The sequence below is a fragment of the Microbispora sp. H10885 genome, assembly GCF_014161415.1.
GTDB classification, from domain to species: domain Bacteria; phylum Actinomycetota; class Actinomycetes; order Streptosporangiales; family Streptosporangiaceae; genus Microbispora; species Microbispora triticiradicis.
On sequence record NZ_JABBWY010000005.1, the window covers coordinates 141,190 to 162,408 of the forward strand.

20 protein-coding genes are annotated in these 21,219 nt (G+C 72.1%); 8 read left to right on the top strand and 12 right to left on the bottom strand.

Features of this window, described 5'->3' with window-relative positions; genetic code table 11:
• Positions 1-130: 130 nt before the first annotated feature.
• The 5 genes from HHX37_RS14790 to HHX37_RS14810 form a co-directional block, all read right to left on the bottom strand.
• Positions 131-1,483 carry a family 2B encapsulin nanocompartment shell protein gene (locus HHX37_RS14790; RefSeq protein WP_182885765.1) on the bottom strand — a complete coding sequence of 451 codons (1,353 nt, stop codon included), beginning with the start codon at positions 1,481-1,483 and terminating at the stop codon, positions 131-133.
• Complete coding sequence (locus HHX37_RS14795; protein ID WP_220502887.1) at positions 1,480-3,747, bottom strand: terpene synthase family protein; 2,268 nt, start codon at positions 3,745-3,747, stop codon at positions 1,480-1,482. The genes HHX37_RS14790 and HHX37_RS14795 overlap by 4 nt, the downstream gene beginning before the upstream one ends.
• A complete protein-coding gene (locus tag HHX37_RS14800; RefSeq protein ID WP_310738176.1) occupies positions 3,747-5,147 on the bottom strand; it encodes a family 2B encapsulin nanocompartment shell protein in 1,401 nt (466 codons plus the stop codon). The genes HHX37_RS14795 and HHX37_RS14800 overlap by 1 nt, the downstream gene beginning before the upstream one ends.
• A gap of 211 nt (positions 5,148-5,358) precedes the next feature.
• On the bottom strand, positions 5,359-6,435 hold the full coding sequence (locus HHX37_RS14805; RefSeq protein ID WP_182885766.1) for a polyprenyl synthetase family protein: 1,077 nt from the start codon (positions 6,433-6,435) through the stop codon (positions 5,359-5,361).
• Positions 6,436-6,551: 116 nt separating this feature from the next.
• Entirely contained in the window at positions 6,552-6,740 is a 189-nt protein-coding gene (locus HHX37_RS14810) for a hypothetical protein (RefSeq protein ID WP_182885767.1), read from the bottom strand.
• A gap of 137 nt (positions 6,741-6,877) precedes the next feature.
• On the opposite strand from HHX37_RS14810, the gene HHX37_RS14815 reads away from it, so the two are divergent.
• The 4 genes from HHX37_RS14815 (at position 6,878) to HHX37_RS38200 (ending at position 11,129) form a co-directional block, all read left to right on the top strand.
• A complete protein-coding gene (locus HHX37_RS14815) occupies positions 6,878-7,315 on the top strand; it encodes a hypothetical protein (protein WP_182885768.1) in 438 nt (145 codons plus the stop codon).
• Positions 7,302-9,986, top strand: a complete 2,685-nt coding sequence (locus HHX37_RS14820) for a tetratricopeptide repeat-containing protein (RefSeq protein ID WP_182885769.1) — start codon at positions 7,302-7,304, stop codon at positions 9,984-9,986. The genes HHX37_RS14815 and HHX37_RS14820 overlap by 14 nt, the downstream gene beginning before the upstream one ends.
• Positions 9,987-10,686: 700 nt before the next feature.
• Positions 10,687-10,896, top strand: a complete 210-nt coding sequence (locus HHX37_RS14825; protein WP_182885770.1) for a hypothetical protein — start codon at positions 10,687-10,689, stop codon at positions 10,894-10,896.
• Positions 10,893-11,129, top strand: coding sequence for a recombinase family protein (locus tag HHX37_RS38200; protein ID WP_182885771.1), 237 nt, complete (start codon positions 10,893-10,895; stop codon positions 11,127-11,129). Before HHX37_RS14825 ends, HHX37_RS38200 begins: the two co-directional genes overlap by 4 nt.
• Positions 11,130-11,364: 235 nt before the next feature.
• Here HHX37_RS38200 and HHX37_RS14835 read toward each other — a convergent pair whose 3' ends face one another.
• The 3 genes from HHX37_RS14835 to HHX37_RS14845 are packed head-to-tail and all read right to left on the bottom strand — an operon-like array spanning position 11,365 to position 13,469.
• Positions 11,365-12,342: a pirin family protein gene (locus HHX37_RS14835; RefSeq protein ID WP_310740375.1), complete on the bottom strand. Its 978-nt coding sequence runs from the start codon at positions 12,340-12,342 to the stop codon at positions 11,365-11,367.
• Entirely contained in the window at positions 12,339-12,674 is a 336-nt protein-coding gene (locus HHX37_RS14840; protein ID WP_182881552.1) for a GNAT family N-acetyltransferase, read from the bottom strand. The genes HHX37_RS14835 and HHX37_RS14840 overlap by 4 nt, the downstream gene beginning before the upstream one ends.
• Positions 12,675-12,698: 24 nt before the next feature.
• Entirely contained in the window at positions 12,699-13,469 is a 771-nt protein-coding gene (locus HHX37_RS14845) for a pirin family protein (protein ID WP_182881551.1), read from the bottom strand.
• Positions 13,470-13,565: 96 nt separating this feature from the next.
• On the opposite strand from HHX37_RS14845, the gene HHX37_RS14850 reads away from it, so the two are divergent.
• Positions 13,566-14,069, top strand: coding sequence for a MarR family winged helix-turn-helix transcriptional regulator (locus tag HHX37_RS14850; protein WP_182885772.1), 504 nt, complete (start codon positions 13,566-13,568; stop codon positions 14,067-14,069).
• On the opposite strand, the gene HHX37_RS14855 is transcribed toward HHX37_RS14850, so the two are convergent.
• From HHX37_RS14855 to HHX37_RS14865, 3 genes are all read right to left on the bottom strand, one after another.
• Positions 14,062-14,667: a CBS domain-containing protein gene (locus HHX37_RS14855; protein WP_259406492.1), complete on the bottom strand. Its 606-nt coding sequence runs from the start codon at positions 14,665-14,667 to the stop codon at positions 14,062-14,064. The two genes, HHX37_RS14850 and HHX37_RS14855, sit on opposite strands and share 8 nt — an antisense overlap.
• A 12-nt stretch (positions 14,668-14,679) precedes the next feature.
• The gene (locus HHX37_RS14860; protein ID WP_182885774.1) at positions 14,680-15,804 is read right to left on the bottom strand and encodes a CapA family protein; all 1,125 of its coding nucleotides are present in this window, start codon (positions 15,802-15,804) and stop codon (positions 14,680-14,682) included.
• A 148-nt stretch (positions 15,805-15,952) separates the two neighbouring features.
• Positions 15,953-16,765 carry a class I SAM-dependent methyltransferase gene (locus HHX37_RS14865; protein WP_182885775.1) on the bottom strand — a complete coding sequence of 271 codons (813 nt, stop codon included), beginning with the start codon at positions 16,763-16,765 and terminating at the stop codon, positions 15,953-15,955.
• A gap of 118 nt (positions 16,766-16,883) precedes the next feature.
• Between HHX37_RS14865 and HHX37_RS14870 the strand changes: the two genes are divergently transcribed.
• From HHX37_RS14870 to HHX37_RS14880, 3 genes are all read left to right on the top strand, one after another.
• Positions 16,884-17,831 carry a DNA polymerase domain-containing protein gene (locus tag HHX37_RS14870; protein WP_182873792.1) on the top strand — a complete coding sequence of 316 codons (948 nt, stop codon included), beginning with the start codon at positions 16,884-16,886 and terminating at the stop codon, positions 17,829-17,831.
• Between the two features lie 87 nt (positions 17,832-17,918).
• Entirely contained in the window at positions 17,919-19,544 is a 1,626-nt protein-coding gene (locus HHX37_RS14875) for an MFS transporter (RefSeq protein ID WP_182885776.1), read from the top strand.
• A 17-nt stretch (positions 19,545-19,561) separates the two neighbouring features.
• Entirely contained in the window at positions 19,562-20,179 is a 618-nt protein-coding gene (locus HHX37_RS14880; protein WP_182885777.1) for a TetR/AcrR family transcriptional regulator, read from the top strand.
• A 164-nt stretch (positions 20,180-20,343) separates the two neighbouring features.
• Here HHX37_RS14880 and HHX37_RS14885 read toward each other — a convergent pair whose 3' ends face one another.
• Positions 20,344-21,168: an SAM-dependent methyltransferase gene (locus HHX37_RS14885; RefSeq protein WP_259406462.1), complete on the bottom strand. Its 825-nt coding sequence runs from the start codon at positions 21,166-21,168 to the stop codon at positions 20,344-20,346.
• Positions 21,169-21,219: the final 51 nt, after the last annotated feature.

Genomic DNA, 21,219 nt, shown 5'->3' on the forward strand with positions numbered 1-21,219 from the left:
GATCGCAGACCTCCGTCATCGCATTCCGAAGAGCACCTTGTGATCGGCCAGCGGCCACCCTAACCGGAGCGCCGCGCACGTGCGGCGGTTTCCGGCGAGGGCGGCCGGCGTACGGCCAGGGCGGCGGCGTTCAGCCGACCTCCACGCTGTCCAGGACGCCGAGAGCGTCGGGCACCAGCACGGCCGCGGAGTGATAGGTCGTCACGAGATAGGAGATGACCGCCTTGTCGTCGATGCCGGTGAAGCGCACCGACAGACCCGGCTCGTACTCGTCCGCCAGGCCGGTGCGGCGCAGCCCGACGACTCCCTGTTTCTCGGTTCCGGTGCGCATCACCAGGATCGAGGTGAGCCCGCGGTCGGTGACGGGGATCTTGTCGCAGGGCAGTATCGGGACCCCCCGCCACGCCATCACCTTCGCGCCGCCGGACTCGGTGACGTCCGGATACAGGCTCCGGGCGGTGCACTGGCGGCCGAAGGCGGCGATGGCCCGGGGGTGGGCCAGGAAGTAGTGTGAGCTGCGCCGGCGGGCCAGCAGTTCGTCGAGGTCGTCGGGGGTGGGCGGGCCCGACCGGGTGTGGATGCGCTGCTTGAGATCGGCGTTGTGCAACAACCCGAAGTCGCGGTTGTTGACCAGCTCGTGCTCCTGCCGCTCCCGCAACGCCTCGACCGTCAGCCGCAACTGCTGCTCGGTCTGGTTCATCGGCTCGTTGTACAGATCCGCCACCCGCGAATGCACCCGCAGAATCGTCTGCGCCACACTCAGCTCATACTCCCGCGGCCCCAGCTCGTAATCCACGAACGTCCCCGGCAGCGTCGCCTCACCCACATGCCCCGCCGCCAGCGCGATCTCCGCCTCCCCGTACCGGTTGGCCGGACGTCCGGCCGCCGGGCGGTTCAGCTGCTCCCGCAGGCTGTCCGAGCGCTCGGTCAGCTCGTCGGCCACCGGCCGTTCGAGCACGAGCACGACGCAGCGGGTGAGCGCCCTGGCGGGGGGCGCCGCCGGGCCGGTGAGATCACCGAGGTGATCCCCGTCGGCCACGACCCGGAGCAGCGTCTCGCCACCGTACTCGCCGACGCCGACGCAGGCGATCTTGCCGTGGGCGACCAGGACCACCTGCCCGGCGGGCACCGGTTCGTCCTGGTCCAGTTCGTGCTGCACGAACCGGTCCGCCAGCGCGGCCAGCACCTCCGCGTCGGCGTACCCGTGCAACGACGGCAGTTCGCACAGCTCGGCCGGGATCACCCTGACCTCGGCCCCGGTCGAGACGAACGTCACCCGCCCGTCTCCCGTGGTGTAGGTCAGCCGCCGGTTGACCCGGTAGACCCCGCCCTGCACGTCGATCCACGGGAGCACCCGCAGCAGGTGGCGAGGGGTGATCTCCCGCATCTGCGGCGGGGTCTTGGTGGTGGTCGCGAGGGTGCGCGCGGCCCTGGTGCCCAGGGCCAGCCGCGACGCGCCGTCGGGCCCGATCGGCGCGCTCATGAGGCACCCGCCGTGAGGTGGAGCACGGGCGGGTGCGCGGCGCCGTCCCCAGCGGGCGCGCCGTACGTGGTCGCGCCGTACGTGGTCGCGCCGTACGTGGTCGCGCCGTACGCGCGAGCGAGGGAGCCGATCCTGGCGGTGGCGGTGCCGAGGCCGGTCGGGCCCTGGGTCCACCGGGCCACCGGACCCGCGCGCAGTTCCTCGTCGAGATAACGCCGGCACCGTTGATGCCAGCGCAGGATGGCGGCCATCCAGTTCCGCAGATCGGTCACGTACGCCGCGACCGACTCCCGTACGGCCTCGCCCGCGTCGATCCGGTCGAGCAGGGCCGGCAGGTCGATGGTGGTGATGTGCTCGAACTGCCTCATCCGGCTCGTCATGAGCCCGTCCACCACCGTCACGCCCTCCTGCGGCGGGCAGTCGAGGAAGGTGGACATCACCAGGACCGCGTTGTGCAGTTCGCCCTCGTACTGGATCTCCTTGCGGTAGGAGAACAGGTCGTTGAGCAGGCACGCGTAGTCCTGGGCGGCGTCGGTCATGCCGAGGAACTCGCGGGTCAGGTGGATCTCCACGGGGATCACCCGGTCGGGGGCGAGCCTGGCGAGGCACATCGTCATGTGCGAGCCGAAGGTCCTGCGCCGCATCTCCAGGTAGTCGACGGGGTCGGGCACCCGGTTCTGGGCCTGGTTGGCCAGCTCCCACACCCAGCTGTCGATCATCTCCTCCACCGACGTGCGGAAGATCTCGCGGGAGCCGGTCGGCAGCGGCCCCGCGGTGCGCGGCCACAGGTCGGCGAGCCCTCGTTCCAGCCCCGTCGACGGGGTCAGCCGCGGGACGAGATCCAGCGGCATGAGCTCCTTGAGCCGCCGGTTCAGGAGCTTCGCGCCGACCAGGTCACGCGCCGCGCCGAAGACGCGTGGATAGTAGTCGTCGCCGTACGTCCCCCAGGCCAGCCAGTTGGTGGCCAGGACCAGCTCGTCGGCGGTGGCGTCCGGGGTGATGCCGGACGCGCAGAGAGCCAGGTCGAATCCGGCGAGCCGCCGTTCGTCCCACACGGCGGTCGCGGGGATGCCGGGAACCCCGTCGAAGAACCCCATCGCCGCGCACCACTCCAGGTCGGCCGCGCGCGCCGCGTCCAGGTGCGGGTTGTCGCGCACCTGGAACGGCATGTACGGCTCGGGCAGCCGTACACCAGCCGCCGCGAAGGGCCTGTGGGTGTGGTTGCGCAGGCCGCCCGCGCCCGTGAGGTGGGCGCGCGAGACGTTCATCCCGAAGGCCCCCGCCTGCCCGCCGTTCTTCGTGTAGCGGCTGGAGGCCGAGTGCCAGGCGTGGCCTCCCGCCTGCCAGTCCTGCAGCCCCTTGGCGTACCGGAGGACGAGCCCCTGCTCGGGCGGCGAGACCGCCTCGTCGGCGAAGAGCGCCGGCAGTTCGGTCAGCGCGGTGTGCTCGAACTGGTGCAGCCGCGACGTGAGCAGGTCGTTGGTGATCTCCACGGCCCGGGCGGTGTCACAGCCGAAGAAACGCTCGCAGACCAGCACGCAGTTGGACAGCTCGCCTTCCTCCCGCACCTCCCGCTCGTAGGAGAACAGGTCGTTGCGCAGGTGCACGGAGTCGGCGAACGACTCCGTCAGCACCCGGATCGGCCGGCTGCCGGCCAGCCGGGCCGGAAGCTCCGCGCCCGCCGCGTGCTCGACCAGCGCCGCCGACCACGGGGCGCCGCCGACCTTCCGGCGTTCCTCGATGTACTCGATGGGGTTGGAGACGGCGTCCCGTTCGATGTGGAACAACTCCCACATCGACTCCTGGAGCAGATCCCGGGTGACCCGGACGAACCGCCGCCGCCACGCCGCCGACATGGCGGGCACGGTGCGGAGCCACAGGTCGGCCAGTCCCCGTTCCACGGGGTTGACCGGCTCGGGCGGGTCGTCCGCCATGAACGCGTCGAGCCGGTCCAGGTACTCCTGGGCGCCGTCGAGATCCCTGCTGCGTTTGAAGGTCTCCAGGAAGTGGTCGTCGAAGTAGAAGACCCAGACGTACCAGTCCGTCACCAGGTCCAGCTCCGGGGCGGAGCAGTCGGGATGGGTGTAGGCGCACATCAGGCCGTAGTCCATCGCGTCGAGCGACTCCACGGTCCAGATGTCCGGATCGTCCAGCATCCCCATCCGCTCCGCCCAGCCGCGGGTGTGCGTACGGGCGGTCTCGACGTGCGGGTTGAGCCTCGGCGGATACGGGAGATAGAAGTCCGGCAGCCGGTAGGACGACATCACAGGACCTCGACGCTCTCCAGGATGCCGAGGGCGTCGGGGACCAGCACGGCCGCCGAGTAGTAGGTCGTCACGAGGTAGGAGATGATCGCCTTGTCGTCGATGCCCATGAAGCGCACGGACAGACCCGGCTCGTACTCGTCCACCAGGCCGGTGCGGCGCAGGCCGACGACGCCCTGGTCCTTCTCCCCCAGGCGCATGACCATGATCGAGCTGACGCCCTGGTCGTTGACGGGGATCTTGTTGCACGGCAGCAGCGGGACCCCGCGCCAGGCGGGCGCCTTCTGGCCGTTGAACTCGACGGTCTGTGGATAGATGCCCCGGCTGTTGCACTGCCGGGCGAAGGCCGCGATCGCCTTGGGGTGGGCGAACATGACGGTCGGGTTCTTCCAGACGGTGGTCAGCAGTTCGTCGAGGTCGTCGGGGGTGGGCGGGCCCGACCGGGTGTGGATGCGCTGCTTGAGATCGGCGTTGTGCAACAACCCGAAGTCGCGGTTGTTGACCAGCTCGTGCTCCTGCCGCTCCCGCAACGCCTCGACCGTCAACCGCAACTGCTGCTCGGTCTGGTTCATCGGCTCGTTGTACAGATCCGCCACCCGCGAATGCACCCGCAGAATCGTCTGCGCCACACTCAGCTCATACTCCCGCGGCCCCAGCTCGTAATCCACGAACGTCCCCGGCAGCGTCGCCTCACCCACATGCCCCGCCGCCAGCGCGATCTCCGCCTCCCCGTACCGGTTCACCGGGCCGTCCGGGTCCTCCCGGTACGCCGACACGTGCTCGCGCAGGCTCTCCGACAACGCCAGCAGACGCTCGAAGGCGTCCCTGGTCAGGGCGAGCACGGTGCACGGCGTCACCGTCCGCACCGTCCACTCCCACCGCGCCTCGGGGTGCACCAGCATCTGCTCGCCGACGTACTCCCCGTCGGCCAGCACCCCGAGCAGCGTCTCGTTGCCGTACGCCCCCTCACCGATCTTGTCCACCTTGCCGTGGGCCAGCAGCACGACCTCCTCCATCGGAGTCCCCGCCGCCGCGATGACCTGCCCCGCCTCGTACTCCCGCTGCGTGAACAGATCGGCCAGCGACGCCAGCACGTCGGCGTCGCCGAAACCCCGCAGCGCCGGCAGCTCACACAGCTCGGCGGAGATGACCCGCACCTCCGCTCCGGTCGAGACGAACGTCACGCGCCCGTCGGCCACCTGGTAGGTCAGCCGGCGGTTGACCCGGTAGACGCCGCCGACGGCCTCGATCCAGGGCAGCACGCGCAGCAGGTGCCGGGAGGTGATCTCCTGCATCTGCGGCGGGGTCTTGGTCGTCGTGGCCAGGTTGCGCGCGGCCCTGGTGCTCAGGCTGAGCCTGCTGTCGTTCGGCGCGCTGGTCTGCGGGGTCGTTTCGGTCACAGCACATCACCCATCTTCTGATCGGCCGGCGGCCGGTTGTCCGCTAACAGGTCGTGCTCGTCGCCGAGCGGTGGAGGGGAAGGCATCGGAGGGGCGCCGCCCGGAGGGTCCCGCGCCGCCGGACCGGCCCCAGCGCGAAAGGCGCGGGTCGGGCGGTTGGGGCGAAGGACGCGGGAAGCCGCCGATGACGCGGGCGAGCCGTTCGCGCGCCTCACCGGACGCGACGCGTGAGCCGCTCGGTGAGCACCGCCAGCGCCTCGGCCGCCTCCGGCGTGATCGGGCAGTCGCGCAGCGCCGCGAGCGCCTGGCCGGTCCGCTGGACGATCAGCTCCTCGACCCGGTCGAGCGCGCCGGTGTCCACGATGATCCGCCGCAGCTCCGCCGCCCGCGCCTCGTCCAGTGCGGGATCGCCGTGCCAGGTGCGCAGCAGGTCCCGTTCCGGTCCGCGGGCCCGCGCGGAGGCGTACGCCATGAGCACGGTCCGCTTTCCCTCACGCAGGTCGTCGAGGACGGGTTTGCCGGTGACCGAGGGATCGCCGAAGACGCCGAGGACGTCGTCGCGCAGCTGGAACGCCTCCCCCAACGGCAGGCCGAACCGGGAGTAGGCCTCCAGCAGGCTCGGCGGGGCCCCGGCGAGCGCCGCGCCGATCTGCAGCGGGCGCTCCACCGTGTAGCGCGCCGTCTTGTACCGGATCACCGTGAGCGCCTGCTCGACCCCGTCGTCACCCCGGGCGTGCGCCAGCAGGTCGAGGTACTGACCGGTGACGACCTCGGTGCGCATGCGGTTGAAGAGGTCGCGGGCCGCGCGGGCCCGCACGTCGGCGGGCGCGGCGTCCGCGAGCAGTTCCTCGGCCCAGGCCTGGGCGAGCACTCCCAGGAGGATCGCCGCGGACTGGCCGAACGCCTCGGCCGCCCCGAACCGCCCCGGCCGCGCGAGCCCCCGGTGGATCGTCGGACGTCCCCGGCGCAGCTCGCTGCCGTCCATGAGGTCGTCGTGGATGAGAAGACCGGCGTGGTAGAGCTCCAGCGCCGCGCCGGTGGCGACAACCGCCGCCTCGCGAAGCTCCTCACCGCCGGCGCCCCGCCAGCCCCAGTAACACAGCAGAGGCCGGACCCGCTTGCCACCCTCGATCACGAATTCACGCAGCAGGCGGTATCCCTCGGCCACGTCGTGGTCGCCGACCGGAGGGCGCCGCGCGTCGAGGAAGTCGGACAGCAGTTCGTCGACCCGCCGCCGGACCCGGCCGGTGATGCCGGTGATGGACGTGTCCACGATCTCCGCCGTCATGGTCGGCCTCCTCGTCGGCGCGCCGGTCTCCCTGCGGAAAGTTACTTAATGAGCACGCAAAGTAGAACCACGCGTTCCGATAGTCGGAACTTCTCCCCGGTTCACCCCGTGATCCGTCACATCACGCGAAAACCGGCTCCGCGGAGCGGCGCCGAGCCCGCCCGGCCGATCGCGGAGTGGTAGGCGCTGGCGAGGATGTCTCGGGAGGTGAGGGCGTCGGGGCGGTCGGGGCCCAGCACCGCGCGGGCCCGCCCTCCTCGGGGCGGCCCGCACGGCTTGATCACCCGGGCAGTTCCGAAAACCACCAATTCATTAAAGAACGAGGAGAGGTAACACGTTCGTCACTCCGGGCGACACTTCTCGGGCTGGGCAGCAGTCTGGAGACATGGCGCAGGCGAGGGATGGTTCAGCACCGGCGCCCCGGTCACGGATGGGGCGGGGGATGGCGATCGCGGCGATCATGGTGCTGGCGGGTCTGCTGGTGGTGGGGCTGGTCGGGTTCTTCGCCGATCCGTTGCATCTGCCGCCACAGGTGCTGGAGGTGCTGGATCAGCGGGCGAGCGTGGTGAGCATGTTCATCGGCTCCGCCGGTCTGGTCGTGGCGGTGGTGGCCCTGCTGCTGCAGGTGCGCGCTGACGTGAGGCAGGCGGCCTCCCAGCCGGCCGCAGCAGCGCCTGCCGTGCCGGGCGTCCCGCAGACGCCACCGGCGGGATCACCCGTACAGCGGACCGTGTCCGGCGGTGAGCGGCACAGCTATGGCGGCGACCACATTGAGTTCCACGGCAACGCCTTCGGCGGCACAGTCGTGGGCAAGCAGGTGACCGGGCCCACGCCCCCGACGCCCACCTTCGTGGACGGGGATAGCGATGACCGGGGATGAGCCGCCCAGCGGCACCGCCGGGGACCACATCGAGTTCCACCACAACCTCATCGAAAAGGCCGTCGGCGTCGAACACCATCACCACTACCCGCCCCCACCGGAGCGGGCGCCGGGTCAGATCGTCGAGGGAGACATCCCGCAACGCCCGCCTGGGTTCCAGCCGCGCGAGCAGCTGCTGCGCCGCCTGGCCGTCCTGCTGGACGATGGGCCCTCCGCGAAGCACGCGGACGCCGGCAACGGCGGGGCGGTGGCGATCTGCGCGGTGGCGGGCACCCCGGGTGTGGGCAAGACGATGCTGGCCGCCTCCTACGCCTGGGCCTGCCAGGCGGCGGGCTGGCCGGTGGTCGCCTGGATCGCCGCCGAAAGCACCGACCAGATCGTGACCGGGCTGGCCGCCCTGGCCGAGCGGCTTGGCCAACGTCGGCCCGACGACGACGCCGCCACGGCCGCGGCCCGGGCCAGATCCTGGCTGGCCGCCACCACCCGGCCCGCGCTGCTGGTCTTCGACAACGCCGCCGACGTCGCCGTGGTGCGCCGCTGGTGCCCGGCCACCGGCGCCACCCGCGCGCTCATCACTACCCGCAACCGCGCCTTCCTGCGCTCCTATCAGCCACTCGAGGTCGGCGTGTTCACCCTCGACCAGGCGCAGGCTTTCCTGCACCGGCGTACCGGCCTGGACGACCCCGGCGGCGCCGCCGAACTCGCCACGGAGCTGGGACACCTGCCGCTGGCGCTGGCCCAGGCCGCCTCCGTGATCGCCCGCCTGCATCTGGACTACCCCAGCTACCTGGACCTGCTGCACGCCTTCCCCATCGGCGACTATCTGCCCGCCCACGACGGCGACGCCTACCCGGCCGGCACCGCCCAGGCCATCATGCTGTCGATCACCCAGGCGGAGGCGTCCCTGCCCTCGGCCCCGCACCTGCTGGCGATGCTCTCGGTGCTGTCGCCGGCGGGCATCCCCCTGACGGTGCTGTCGGCCGGGAGCAAGGCCGGTATCCACCCGGTGCACCTGCGGGAAACGCTCGCCGCCCTGGCCGATAACTGCTTGATCTCCTTCAGTGAGGACGGCGCCACCGTCCTGATGCACCGCCTGGTGCAACGCGTGCTGCGCGAACGAGCCACCCACCACGGCCACCTGTCTGCCGCCCTCGCCCGGGCCGTCGGCCTGCTCCAGGCTTTCAACGCCACCCTGCCCTACGGTGCCGGCAGCTGGGCGGCCCGCGCCCAGGTCGAAACGCTGATCGACCAGACCAACACCGTCTATCACTGGGCCCTCGCCGGTGGCGACCTGCCCACCGAGCTGCTGGCTCTACGCGGCTGGTGCGGCCGGTACCTGTACGACCTGGCCGACCTCACCCGCGCTATCCCCTTGTTCGAGGCGACGTTGGCCGACTGCGAGCGGGTGCTGGGCGCCGATCACCCCTCCACCCTGGCCTCCCGCAACAACCTCGCCGGCGTCTACCGGGAGGCGGGGAATCTGGGCCGGGCCATTTCGCTGTTCGAGGCAGCCTTGGCCGGCCATGAGCGGGTGCTGGGCGCCGACCATCCTGACACCTTGACCTCCCGCGGCAACCTCGCCGGCACCTATCGGGCGGCGGGCAATCTGGGCCGGGCCATCCCCCTGTACGAGGCCACCCTCGCCGGGCGGGAGCGGGTGCTGGGCGCCGACCACCCCGGCGCGCTGACCATCCGTAACGACCTCGCCCACGCCTATCAGGCGGCGGGGGAGCTGGGCCGGGCCATCCCCCTGTACGAGAGCACGCTGGCCGACCGCGAGCGGGTGCTGGGCGGCGACCACCCCGACACGCTGATCTCCCGCATCAACCTCGCCACCGCCTACTGTGCGGCGGGTGATCTACACCGGGCCATTCCGCTGCTGGAGGCGACGCTGGCCGATCATGAGCGGGTGCTCGGCGGCGACCACCCCCACACGCTGCAATCCCGCATCAACCTCGCCCACGCCTACGAGACGGCGGGGGACCTGGGCCGGGCCATCCCCCTGTACGAGGCCACGCTGGCCGACCGCGAGCGGGTGCTGGACGCCGACCACCCCGACACCCTGACCTCCCGCATCAACCTCGCCCACGCCTACGAGACGGCGGGGGACCTGGGCCGGGCCATCCCCCTGTACGAGGCCACGCTGGCCGACCGCGAGCGGGTGCTGGGCGGCGACCACCCCGACACCCTGACCTCCCGCAACAACCTCGCCACCGCCTACTGTGCGGCGGGCGATCTACGCCGGGCCATCCCGCTGTACGAGAGCACGCTGGCAGACTGCGAGCGGGTGCTGGACGCCGACCACCCCGACACCCTGACCTTCCGCAACAACCTCGCCCACGCCTACCACGCGGCGGGCGATCTACGCCGGGCCATCCCGCTGTACGAGAGCACGCTGGCAGACTGCGAGCGGGTACTCGGCGGCGACCACCCCCACACCCTGACCTCCCGCAACAACCTCGCCGGCGCCTACGAGACGGCGGGGGACCTGGGCCGGGCCATCCCGCTGTACGAGGCCACGCTGGCAGACTGCGAGGGGGTGCTCGGTGCCGACCATCCCACCACTCGTACCGTGCGGAGAAATCTTGAGGCGGCTGCCGCGGCCACTCATCGTGGCGCTGGAGGGCGGAGGCGAGTACCCCCGAGGCGGGGGAAGTACCCCTCATCGTGAAGTGGAAGCGAAGGTAGGCCTCCCCGCCCACCGCAGAGAGATCCGCATCGGCTACGCCCGCGTCTCCACCGGCGGGCGAAACCTCGATCGCCAGTTGGATGCGCAAAACTGCCAGCGCCCCTTCGTTCGACAACGCGGCCGCGCTGAATACGGCCAGCACCGAACCGAAGGCGTCCTCTACTGCTCCCGCGAGTGCGCCCGCGCTCAAGCTCAACGAGAACTACGTCGCCGGCGTAAGGCCGAACGTGCCACAAAGTGAAGTGCAGCGCAGGCCGCCCGTCCCAGGCGAGGGCCAGGGAGGTGTCCCGGAAACGACCGTTTCCCGGACTTCCCGGCTGGGGTGTGGCCAGCTACATACGATCGGAGCGTCTGCGGTTCGGATGGTGCCACAGTTGGCGATGCCAGGCATGGTGGCCGTACGGGACTCTGTCTAGCAGGGACGGTGGCGCCCGATAGGTCATGAAGGCATAGTCGTTGCCGGGCTTGGAGTGAATTAGCGGTACGCCTTCATCAACGGGTTACCGTTACCGCAGGAGCAACTGCTCGCGTGACGACCAAGAGAGAACATACATATGCAGTACTGGAATAACGTCGTCGACCTTCCCCCTCTGCTTGGTCCTCGCCTCCGCCGACATTGGCGGAGGAGCGGCCTGGCACCCGGCTAGGTCCACGCTCCCCGCCCTAAGCAGGGGAGCCATGAATGGTCGGACTGCTTCGCCAGATGCTGGCGGAGGTCGGACCGGCAACCGCTTGGGTTGCCGTATTCATCGCGGCGGTCATCGCCGTGTTCACGCTGTACGTCGGGGTCGCCATGGTGGCGACCTTCTGGGCCGCTGACGAGCAGCAGACGAAGGTCAGGTACCGGATCTTCTGTGACTTGCTGCGGCTGTTCCGCGGGAAGAGACAGTGAACTGCTCCCTCCCTCGGCCGCCTCATCAGGGGCGTGGCCGACCGCCTGTCTGCCCGCCCGAAGTAGTTGCTCGTGTCCTTCACCTGCGTGCCCAAGGGCTCAGTCTCATTGCGATCAGTGAACTGTTGAACGCTGAGGGCGTGCTGACCCCCACAGGCCGATCACGATGGACCAAGTCTCACGTCGACCGGCTTCTGCACACCCGGCACGCTCAGCGGATGATCGCGATGTGACTCGCTACATCATTGGCTCTCGCGTTGGAGGGGGCCGCCCGGCCGGAATCCCGGCCGGGCTCTTCATGCGAAGCAGGGAGTCACATTCGGTGTTGACTACCAGCGTCGAGCCACCTCTGTGCAGTGGCTCGCCCGGTGGGGGCCCGTAGCGCCGGTCAGGGCAGCGCGAAGGGGCGGCCGGCGCGGCGGCCTCGGCGAATGCGCGAAGCGGATCGGGAGCGGTGACTGCGCAGGGTCAACCCAGGCGCCGGCCGTGCCGGTCGCGTGCCTTCAGCCGTACGGTGGGCATCTCGGGCGCGGGCAACCGCTCCTGCCCGCCGGGGACGACGCCGAAGCGGGCGCCGCGCGCCCAGTCGTCGCGGGCCGCGGCGATCTCCTCGTGCGAACGGCCGACGAAGTTCCACCACATCACCAGGGGTTCCTCGAACGGCGTCCCGCCCAGCACGAACAGCCGCGCGGGCCCGGTGGTCTCCAGCGGCACGTCCGCACGGCCCTGCCCGAGGTAGAGCAGCGATCCCGGGGACAGCGTCACCCCGGCCACCTCCGCCGTACCGGACATGGCCAGCACCGCCGTCTCGAAGGCCGGGTCGACCGGCAGCCGGTGGCGTCCGGCGCCGCCGAAGAGCACCTCGGCCCCGAGCAGCGGGGTGTGCGCCCGCGCGGGCGACCGGGCCGCTCCCACCTCCCCCACCACGACGGTCACCGTGACGTTCCCGTCGGTCAGCACGGGCAGCGCGGCGTGGTGCTCGAACCTCGCCTCGCCGTGCCGGGCGTCCTCCGGCAGCGCGACCCACAGTTGCAGCCCGTGTATCCCCGGGGGGTGGTCCGGCGGCGACTGCTCGGAGTGGGCGATCCCGTGGGCCGCGGTCATCAGGTTGAGCTGTCCCGGCACGATCGCCTGGACGTTGCCGAGACTGTCGCGGTGCAGGATCTCCCCCTCGGCGAGCCAGGTGACCGTCTGCAGCCCGGTGTGAGGATGCGGCGGCACCCGCATGCCCGGCCGGTCGCGCACGTCGTCCGGGCCGAAGTGGTCGACGAAGCACCACGCGCCGACCATCCGGCGCGGACGCTGCGGGAGCAGCCGGCGCACCGTCGTGTACCGGCCGAGCGGCACGTCGTGGCCGGGCAGGAGCACGCTCTCCGGCATCGGCTCGGCGGCGACCGTACAGCCGTGGAGCGCGGGCTCCCCTGGGCTCAGCGGCCCGGCGGTCACCCGGCCGCCTCGTCGCCGTCGAGCGAGAACCGGGCCCGCCGGTCGGCCGGCACCAGATCGAGGTACTCCGGGTGCCGCGCGATGTACCGCCGTACGAACGGGCAGTACGGCAGGACCGACAGCCCGGCGTCGCGCGCGGCGTCGAGCGCGGCGCGGACCAGCACCGAGCCGAGGCCGCGGCCCTCGAACGAGGAGTCGATCTCGGTGTGGGTGAAGGAGATCGTCTGCCCGTCGAGCCCGTAGTCGGCGAAGCCGGCGAGGACGCCGTCGACGGTGATCTCGAAGCGGCGCGCCTCCGGATTGTCGGCGACCTTCGGGTCTGTCTGCTCCATCGGTTGTCCGTCCTTCCCAGATCGTCACGCGGCGATGGTCGCGTGCATCTCCCACACGAGGATCTCGGCGGGCTCGGTCGCGGTGACCTTCTGCCCGCCGGTGGCGGTGAACCGTACGGCGTCGCCGGTCTCCAGCATGCCCGCACCCTCCAGGGTGACCGCGCCCCGGGGCACGAAAAGGTGCAGGAACGGCGCCTCCGGCAGCTCCACGGACTGGCCGGGCTCCAGGCGGGCGGCGTGCAGCGCGGCGTACCGGTTCTTGATCCGGATGGCCGCGGCGCCGTCGTGCTTGTCCATGCCGGAGGCGACCGGCACCAGGCCGCCGGCCAGCAGGTCGCCCTCGATCTCCAGCTGCTCGTACCCGGGGGTGATGCCGGGCTCGTCGGGGACCACCCACATCTGGACGAAGTGGACGGGCTCGTCGTGGGCGCCGCCGCCGGTCAGCCGCCAGGAGTCGTTCTTCTCCGAGTGGAGGATGCCGGTGCCCGCGCTCATGCGCTGGGCGAGCCCCGGGTAGATGACGCCGGAGTGCCCCTCGGAGTCCTGGTGGACCAGCGAGCCCCGGAGCACCCAGGTGACGATCTCCATGTCCCGGTGCGGGTGCGTCTCGAAGCCGGTGCCCGGATGCACGGTGTCGTCGTTGTTCACCAGCAGCAGGCCGTGGTGGGTGTTGCCGGGGTCATGGTGGCCGCCGAACGAGAACGAGTGCTTGGAATCCAGCCAGGAGATGCGGGTGGTGAAGCGCTCGGCCGCCCTGCGGACGTCCACACGGGGGGTCAGCCTGGTCGTGGTCATCGGAACCCTTTCCTCGTCGCCATGTAGATGATGCATCATCTACTGGTGCCCCACAACATAGATGACGAGTCATTGATTCCGGATACCCTGGGCGGCATGAACAGCCCACGCTGGCTCGACGCGGACGAACAGCGCGCCTGGCGGGCCTACCTGCGCATGCAGGGGCGTCTCACGGCCCGGCTCAACCGGGAGTTGCAGGCCGGTTCCGCCCTCTCCCTGGCGGACTACGAGGTCCTCGTGCACCTCACCGACAACGCCGACGGGCGGCTGCGGCCGTTCGAGCTGGAGCGCGGCCTCCAGTGGGAGCAGAGCCGCCTGTCCCACCACCTCACCCGGATGCAGCGGCGGGGCCTCGTCCGGCGGGAGGAGTGCGAGGAGGACGGCCGGGGCGCGTTCGTCGTGATCAGCGAGGAGGGCCGCCGGGCCATCGCCGCCGCGGCCCCGGGGCATGTGGCGACCGTGCGCCGCCTGTTCTTCGACGGGCTCACCCCCGAGCAGGTCGCCGCGCTCGAACGGCTGGCCACCGACGTGCTCGCCCGCCTCGACGACAACAGCCCCGACGACGACCCCCGCCCCGGCCCCGGCGACGGACTCAGCTGATCAGGCCCTCGGGGAAGACGACGCCGGCGACGCCGGGGACGGTCCTGACGACCATCTCGGCGATGCGGGCCGACCGCTCGTCGCCCGGGCCGTACAACTCGACGACGCCGTTGCGCACCGCCGCGCCGAAGTGCGCCGTGTCGGCGCAGTCGCGCAGCGCCGCGAGCACGTCGTCGCGGATCCGCTCGTCGCCCTGGACCAGCAGTCCCATCAGGTCGCGCCGGCTGACGATGCCGACGAGGTCGTCGTCGCGCACCACCGGGACGCTCTTCACCCCGGTCGTGATCATCAGGTCAAGGAGGTCCATGACGTCGGCCGTGTCGCCCACGGTGGCGACGCGCGGCGTCATGACCTCCTCGACGAGCGCGGGCGGCCTGCCGGTGGGCAGGGCCTCGGGGCGCAGGAAGGCCCGGGGTTCGCTCTCGAACTCGCCGCGCAGCAGATCCATCTCGCTGACGATGCCGACCATCCGTCCCGGCCGTTCGACCACCGGCGCGGCCGTGATGTCCTGCTCGTACAGCAGGCGGAAGGCCTGCCTGATCGTCGCCATGCGCCGCACCGTCACCACCGGCGCCGTCATGATCTCGCAGACCAGCATCGTGATCACCTCCTACCCGGCCGGCGCGAGGACGAGCGTCCCGCCGGGCGCCGGTCCGGTCCGCGCGCCGAACCTCCGGCCGATCCGGTCGAGCGTCCCGCGCAGCCACTCGCGGTCCTCGTCACCGGCGCGACGCAGCCGCATGCGTACGGCCCGCATCGGCGCCATCCGCAGTTCGCGCAGCCGCCCCGACGCGGCCTCCACCGTCGCGAAGTACAGCAGCCGCAGGTCGTCGCGGTACTCCTCATAGCCGGTGATGCCCTCGTAGTCGTCGATGAAGTCGCCGCAGCCGTAGAGGATCAGCCGGTCCCGGTACACCTCGGCGGGGCGGGGGTGGTGCGAGGAGTGGCCGTGGACGAGGTCGACGCCGCCGTCGACCAGCGCGTGCGCGAACCCGGTCTGGTCGTCGCCGACCTCGTAGCCCCAGTTCGACCCCCAGTGGACGGAGACGACCACGACGTCCCCCGGCCGCCTGACCCGCCGTACGCGCCGGACGATCTCGGCCGCGGCGGCGGGGGACGGCGCCGGGAGGAAGGCCACGCCGGGCCGGTCCCGCCGGGCCGCCCACCCGCCCGGGACGCCGCTGGACGGCATCGCGGCCGCGAACACCAGCACGCGCCCACCGCCGGGAAGCGGCACGACCGCGGGCCGCCGCGCCTCGTCCTCGTCACGCCCCGCCCCGGCCTGGCGGAGCCCCGCCGCCGCCAGCGCGCCGAGCGTCTCGGTGAGCCCGCGTACGCCGAAGTCGAGCACGTGGTTGTTGGCCAGCACGCACACGTCCGGCCGGGCCACGGCCAGCGCGGGAAGGTTGGCGGGGTTCATCCGGTAGTGCACGGCTTTGTCCGGCGCGAAGTCGCCGGACCGGGTGACGCTCGTCTCCAGGTTGAGCACCCGGACGTCGGGACCGGCCTCGTCCAGGGCCTCCAGCGCGTCGCCCCAGGGCCAGGAGTATCCGGCCGGGCGCGGGATCGGGCCGTTCGCCGCCTCCGCCAGCTCGACGTACGCCCCGGCGTCCCGGAGGTGCGGCTCCCGCAGGGCGGGATCGCCGGGATGCGGGAGGATCTGGTCGACGCCGCGCCCGAGCATGACGTCCCCGCACAGGAACAGGGTGACCGGGTCTCCCGCCGCCGGCCGCATGTCAGCCCCCCGGCGGCCGTGACGGCGGCGCGGCGTGCCGCGTGCCGCCGGCGCGGCCCGCACGCTCCGCGGCAGGGCTCCGTCTTCCGCAGGTCACACCCCGATCCTCCCCCGTGACCGGCCGCACCATCACGGCGGGGAGGGGTGGTCAGCCCACCCGGCAGAGGATCTCGCCGTGCACGACGCTGAACCAGCCGTCCGCGCTCGCGCCCCACTCCCGCCAGCCGTCGGAGATCCGCCGCAGGTCGTCCTGGGTGGCGTGGCCGCCCTCGATCACCCGGCTCGCGTAGGCGGACTGGAGGGTGCGGTCGGCCCACAGGCCGCTCCACCACGCCCGGTCCTCGGGGGTGGCGAAACACCAGGTGGACGACGACGAGGTGATCTCGGTGAAGCCGGCCTCCCCGGCCCAGGAGCGCAGGCGCCTACCGGCGTCGGGCTCGCCGCCGTTGGCCCGGGCGACCCGGCGGTAGAGGTCCAGCCAGTCGTCCAGCGCGGGGACCAGCGGATACCAGATCATGCCGGCGTAGTCGGAGTCGCGCGCCGCGACGATGCCGCCCGGCTTCGTCACGCGCCGCATCTCGCGCAGCGCGCCCACCGGGTCGCCGACGTGCTGGAGCACCTGGTGGGCGTGCACCACGCAGAATGAGGCGTCGGGAACGCCGAGCGCGTGCACGTCGCCGGTCGTGAAGCTCACGTTGGCGACGCCGCGCCGCGCCGCCTCCTCCCGGGCCTGCTCCAGCACGCCGGGCGCGTTGTCGAGGCCGACGACCTCGCCCTGCGGCACGTGCCCGGCCAGGTCGGCGGTGATCGTGCCGGGCCCGCACCCGACGTCCAGGACGCGCATGTGGGGCTTCAGCGCGCCCAGCAGGTACGCCGCGGAGTTGGCGGCGGTGCGCCAGCGGTGGGAACGCAGGACGGACTCGTGGTGACCGTGTGTGTAGACGGCCGTTTCGTGTGCCATGCCGTCACTATTCCAGGCGTCTCGTCATTTGAGCAATTATGTCTCATATTTAGAGACGGCATGGAGAGACGCCGGGGCCGCGTTGATTTCCGGCGCCGGGCGCGGGCATGGTGATCGCATGACCAGCGATGAGGTTCGCGACGGAGTCACGCTGACCAACCTCGACCGGCCGTTGTTCGACGGCGCGGGCGCGGCCAAGCGCGACCTGGTCGACTACCTGGACGCCGTACGCGACCGGATCGTCCCGGTGCTGCGCGACCGGCCGCTGTCCGTCGTGCGGGTGAGAGAGGGCCAGGCGCCGTTCATGCAGAAGAACGTGCCCTCGTACGCCCCGGACTGGGTGCGGACGGTCACGGTGTGGGCCGAGTCCTCCCAGCGGCGGGTGTCGTACGCGCTGTGCGACGACCGGCGGACCCTGCTGTGGCTCGCGAACCAGCGGGCGGTGGAGTATCACCCCGCTCTCGTCCACGCGGGTCACTGGGACCGGCCCACCCACCTCGTGCTGGACATCGACCCGCCGTCGGCCGAGGCGTTCCCCCGGGCCGTCGGCGCCGCCCGCCTGGTCGCCCGGGCGCTCGCCGACGCCGGGCTGTCGGGCGCGGTGAAGACCAGCGGGGCCAAGGGCCTGCACGTGTTCGTGCCGCTGGAGGGCGAGACGACGGAGGACGTGGCCGCCGCCACCCGCGCGCTCGGCGTCCGGGCCGAACGCCTCGATCCCGCCCTCGCCACGACGGCGTTCATCCGGGAGGACCGGGGAGACCGGGTGTTCGTCGACTCGACCCGGTCCGGCGGGGCGACCGTCGTCGCGGCATACAGCCCCCGTGTGCGGCCCGGCGTCCCCGTCTCCTTCCCGGTCGCCTGGGACGACCTGGACCGGATCACGCCCGGCGACTTCACCGTGCGCACGGCGGCGCGCCTGCTACGCGACGCCGATCCCTGGGCTGACCTGATGCCGGAGCCCCAGCGACTCCCCCGCGACCTCGTCGAGGAGGGCCACACGATCCCGGTCGCCCGGGTGCAGGCCATGCACGAGGGCAGGCGCCGCGCCCGCGCCCGCCGCGGATAGCCGGCCCGGACGGTTCGCGGGCCGCCGGCACCCGGCTCGGCGGGCTCGGCGGGTCAGTTGGCGACAGGTTGTTGCTATATTCGCGACATGCCGTCGCCAAACTCGCGCCAAAGCTGGCTTCCCCTCGTCGTGCTCGCGACCGGCGTGTCGATGGTGGTCATCGACGCCACGATCGTGAACGTGGCGGTGCCCGCGATCCTCGCCGACCTGCGCCTCGGCGCGACCGACGTGGAATGGATCAACTCCGTCTACTCCCTGATGTTCGCGGCGCTGCTCATCCCGTTCGGGCGGATGGGCGATCTCCACGGCAGGCGCCGCCTGTTCGCCCTGGGCGTCGCGGTCTTCCTGCTGGCCAGCGTGCTGGCGGCGCTGTCGGTGAACGGGCCCATGCTGATCGCCGTACGCGCGGTCCAGGGCGTGGGGGCCGCGATGGCCGTCCCGATGACCCTCGCGATCATCAACCAGATCTACACGGGACGGCAACGGGTGATCGCCTTCGCCGTCTGGGGCTCCATCATCGGCGGCATGGCCGCCGCCGGCCCGCTGGCGGGAGGCTGGCTCGTCACCGAGTACGGCTGGCGCGCCGCGTTCTGGATCAATCTGCCGATCGCCGCGCTGCTCCTGCTCGGCTCGCTGCGGGTGCCCGAGTCGCGGGCCGGGCACGCGGCGGGCGCCGACCTCGCGGGCCTCGTCCTCGCCGTGACCGGCACGACCGGCGTCGTCTTCGCGCTGATCGAGGGCCAGAAGTACGGCTGGCTGACGCCGCGCCGGACCGCGGACCTGTTCGGCCTGCGCTTCGAGAGCGTCTCGCCCGTGCCGTTCGCGTTCGGCGCCGGCGTCGTCGCGCTGGCCGCCCTCGTCGTGCTCGAACGGCGGCGCGAGCGCGCCGGGCGGCCCGTGCTGGTCGACCTGACGCTGTTCGAGCTGCCGAGTTTCCGGTACGGCTCGATGGCGGCGGTGATCGTGGCGCTCGGCGAGTTCGGCATGATCCTCGTGCTGCCGCTCTTCCTGCAGTCCGCGCTCGGCTACACCGCGTTCCGCGCCGGGCTGGTCATCGCGGTGCTCGCCCTCGGGACCTTCCTCGCGGGCGGCCTGGTCCCGGCGTTGTCGAAGCGGTGGTCGCCGCGCGCGATCGTGCGGGCGGGCCTCGGCATGGAGGCCGTCGGCGCGGCCGGGATCGGCCTGTCCCTCACCCCCGGCATGGGCCCCTGGCGGCTCGTGCCGTGGCTGCTGCTCTACGGCGCGGGCATCGGTTTCGCGACGGCCCAGCTCACCGGCGTGCTCCTCGCCGACGTGCCGGCCCGCCTCTCCGGCGGGGCCTCGGCCCTGCAGAGCACGATCCGCCAGCTCGGCGCGGCCCTGGGGGTCGCCGTCCTGGGCGGAGTGCTGGTGGCCGGGCTCGGCTCGGCCGTCGAGCGCGGGCTGGCCGACCGGCCCGAGCAGGTGCGGGCGGGCGTGGCGCGCGTCGTCGAGGAGAGCGCCGGCGCCGCCATCCCCTCGATCCGCGATCCCGCGATCCACGCGGCGGCGGTCGAGGGCGCCGCCGAGGCGACCCGCAGGGTCGCGCTGATCACGGCGCTGGCGCTGCTGGCCGGGGTCGGCGCCACGCTTCTCCTCCCCCGCACACCGGCCTCCCCGGACGAGCCGGACGAGCCGGGGGAACCGGTGGCGGCGGCGGGGCCCGATACTGGAGGGCGCGACCCGAAGACGTAGCAGCCCTGGAGGGGGAGATGCCGAGGATCAGCGCGGCGACCGTCGCGGACCACCGGGCCAACCAGCACGCCGCCCTGCTCGACGCGGCGCGGGAGATCCTGGCCTCCGAGGGCGTGCACGCGCTCTCCCCGGCGGCCGTCGGCGCCCGGATCGGCCTGGCCCGCTCCAGCGTCTACCGCTACTTCGCCTCCACCGCCGACATCCTCGCCCAGCTCGTGGAGGACGCCTTTCCCCGCTGGTCAGCGCGTCTGCGCGCCGCCGTCGCGCCCGTCGGCGATCCGCTGCCCGACCGGATCCGCGCGTACGGCAGAGCGGCGCTCGACTTCGTCGGCAGCCCCGACTACGCGCTGATCCCGGCGCTGCAGGCGATCGGGCTGCCGCAGGAGTGCCGGATCAGGGTGGAGGAACTGCACGGCGAGCTGACCGCGCCGCTCGCCGACGCGCTGCGCGAGGCCGGGATGGACCATCCCGCGCTGCGGGCCGACCTGGCCTGGGGCGTAGTCCGCGCGGGGGCCCGCCGTCTCAAACCGGACCTCGCCGGGCACGGGACGCCGCCCGCCGAAGGCACCGGAGCGGAGCCTCCGGAGAAGATCGTCGAACTCACTCTCGACGTGCTCACCCGGGCCCTGTGCTGACCCCGACCCTGTGCTGACCCGGGCTCTGTGCTGACCCGGGCCTTGTGCTGACCCGCCACTGCTGAGCCCGTCGCCGCCGGGGCCGTTCGCCCAGGGACGGAGGGGGACGCCCGGGGACGAGGGGGGACGCCCGAGGACGAGAGGGGACGGGCGGGGACGGCTGGTCAGGGCATGCCGCCGACCGCCCCGAAGATGCCGGTCCTGTCGTCGGCCCGCACCTCCCAGGGGACGTCGGGCCGCCACGCCTGCACGGGCACGAGGCCGGGTTCCAGGATCTCCAGGCCGTCGAAGAACGCCTCGATCCGCTTGAAGGGTCTGCCCACGAGCCCGCCGGAGGAGGTGGCCGCGTACACCTTCTTGCTCTCCGCGACGACCTCCTCGGCCACCTCGTCGGTCGTCAGGATGTGCGACAGCACCAGGTGGCACCCCGGGACCATCCGCTCGCGGATCCGGGCGACGATCCGGTCGGCGTCCTCGTCGTCCGTGACGAAGTGCAGCACCGAGACCAGCAGCACCGCGAACGGCCGGGCGAAGTCGATGTGGGCCCGCACCTCCGGGTCGTCGAACACGGCGTCCGGGTCCCGCACGTCCCCGGCCACCGCGATCGTCTCGGGATTGTCGGCCAGCAGCGCCCGCGCGTGCGTGAGGACCACCGGGTCGATGTCCACGTACACCACCCGCGCTCCGGGAGCGTGCCGCCGCGCGACCTGATGGACGTTCTCCTGCGTCGGCAGGCCCGCGCCGATGTCGACGAACTGCGTGATCCCCGACTCGGCCAGGTGCCGCACGGCACGCTGCAGGAAGCCGCGGTTCTCCCTGGCGACCTCCCGTCCGTCGTTGCCCATCTGCCGCCCGATGGCGAGCATCTTCTCGGCGGCCTCGCGGTCGGCGGCGAAGTTGTCCTTGCCGCCCAGGTAGTAGTCGTACATCCGGGCGATGTTCGGGACGGTGGGATCGACGCCCTCCGGTGCCCGTCTCGAATCGTCCAAGCGTCTGCCCCTCGCCTGTGGAACCGCTTTCATGCATTGTAGGCGAGGAGC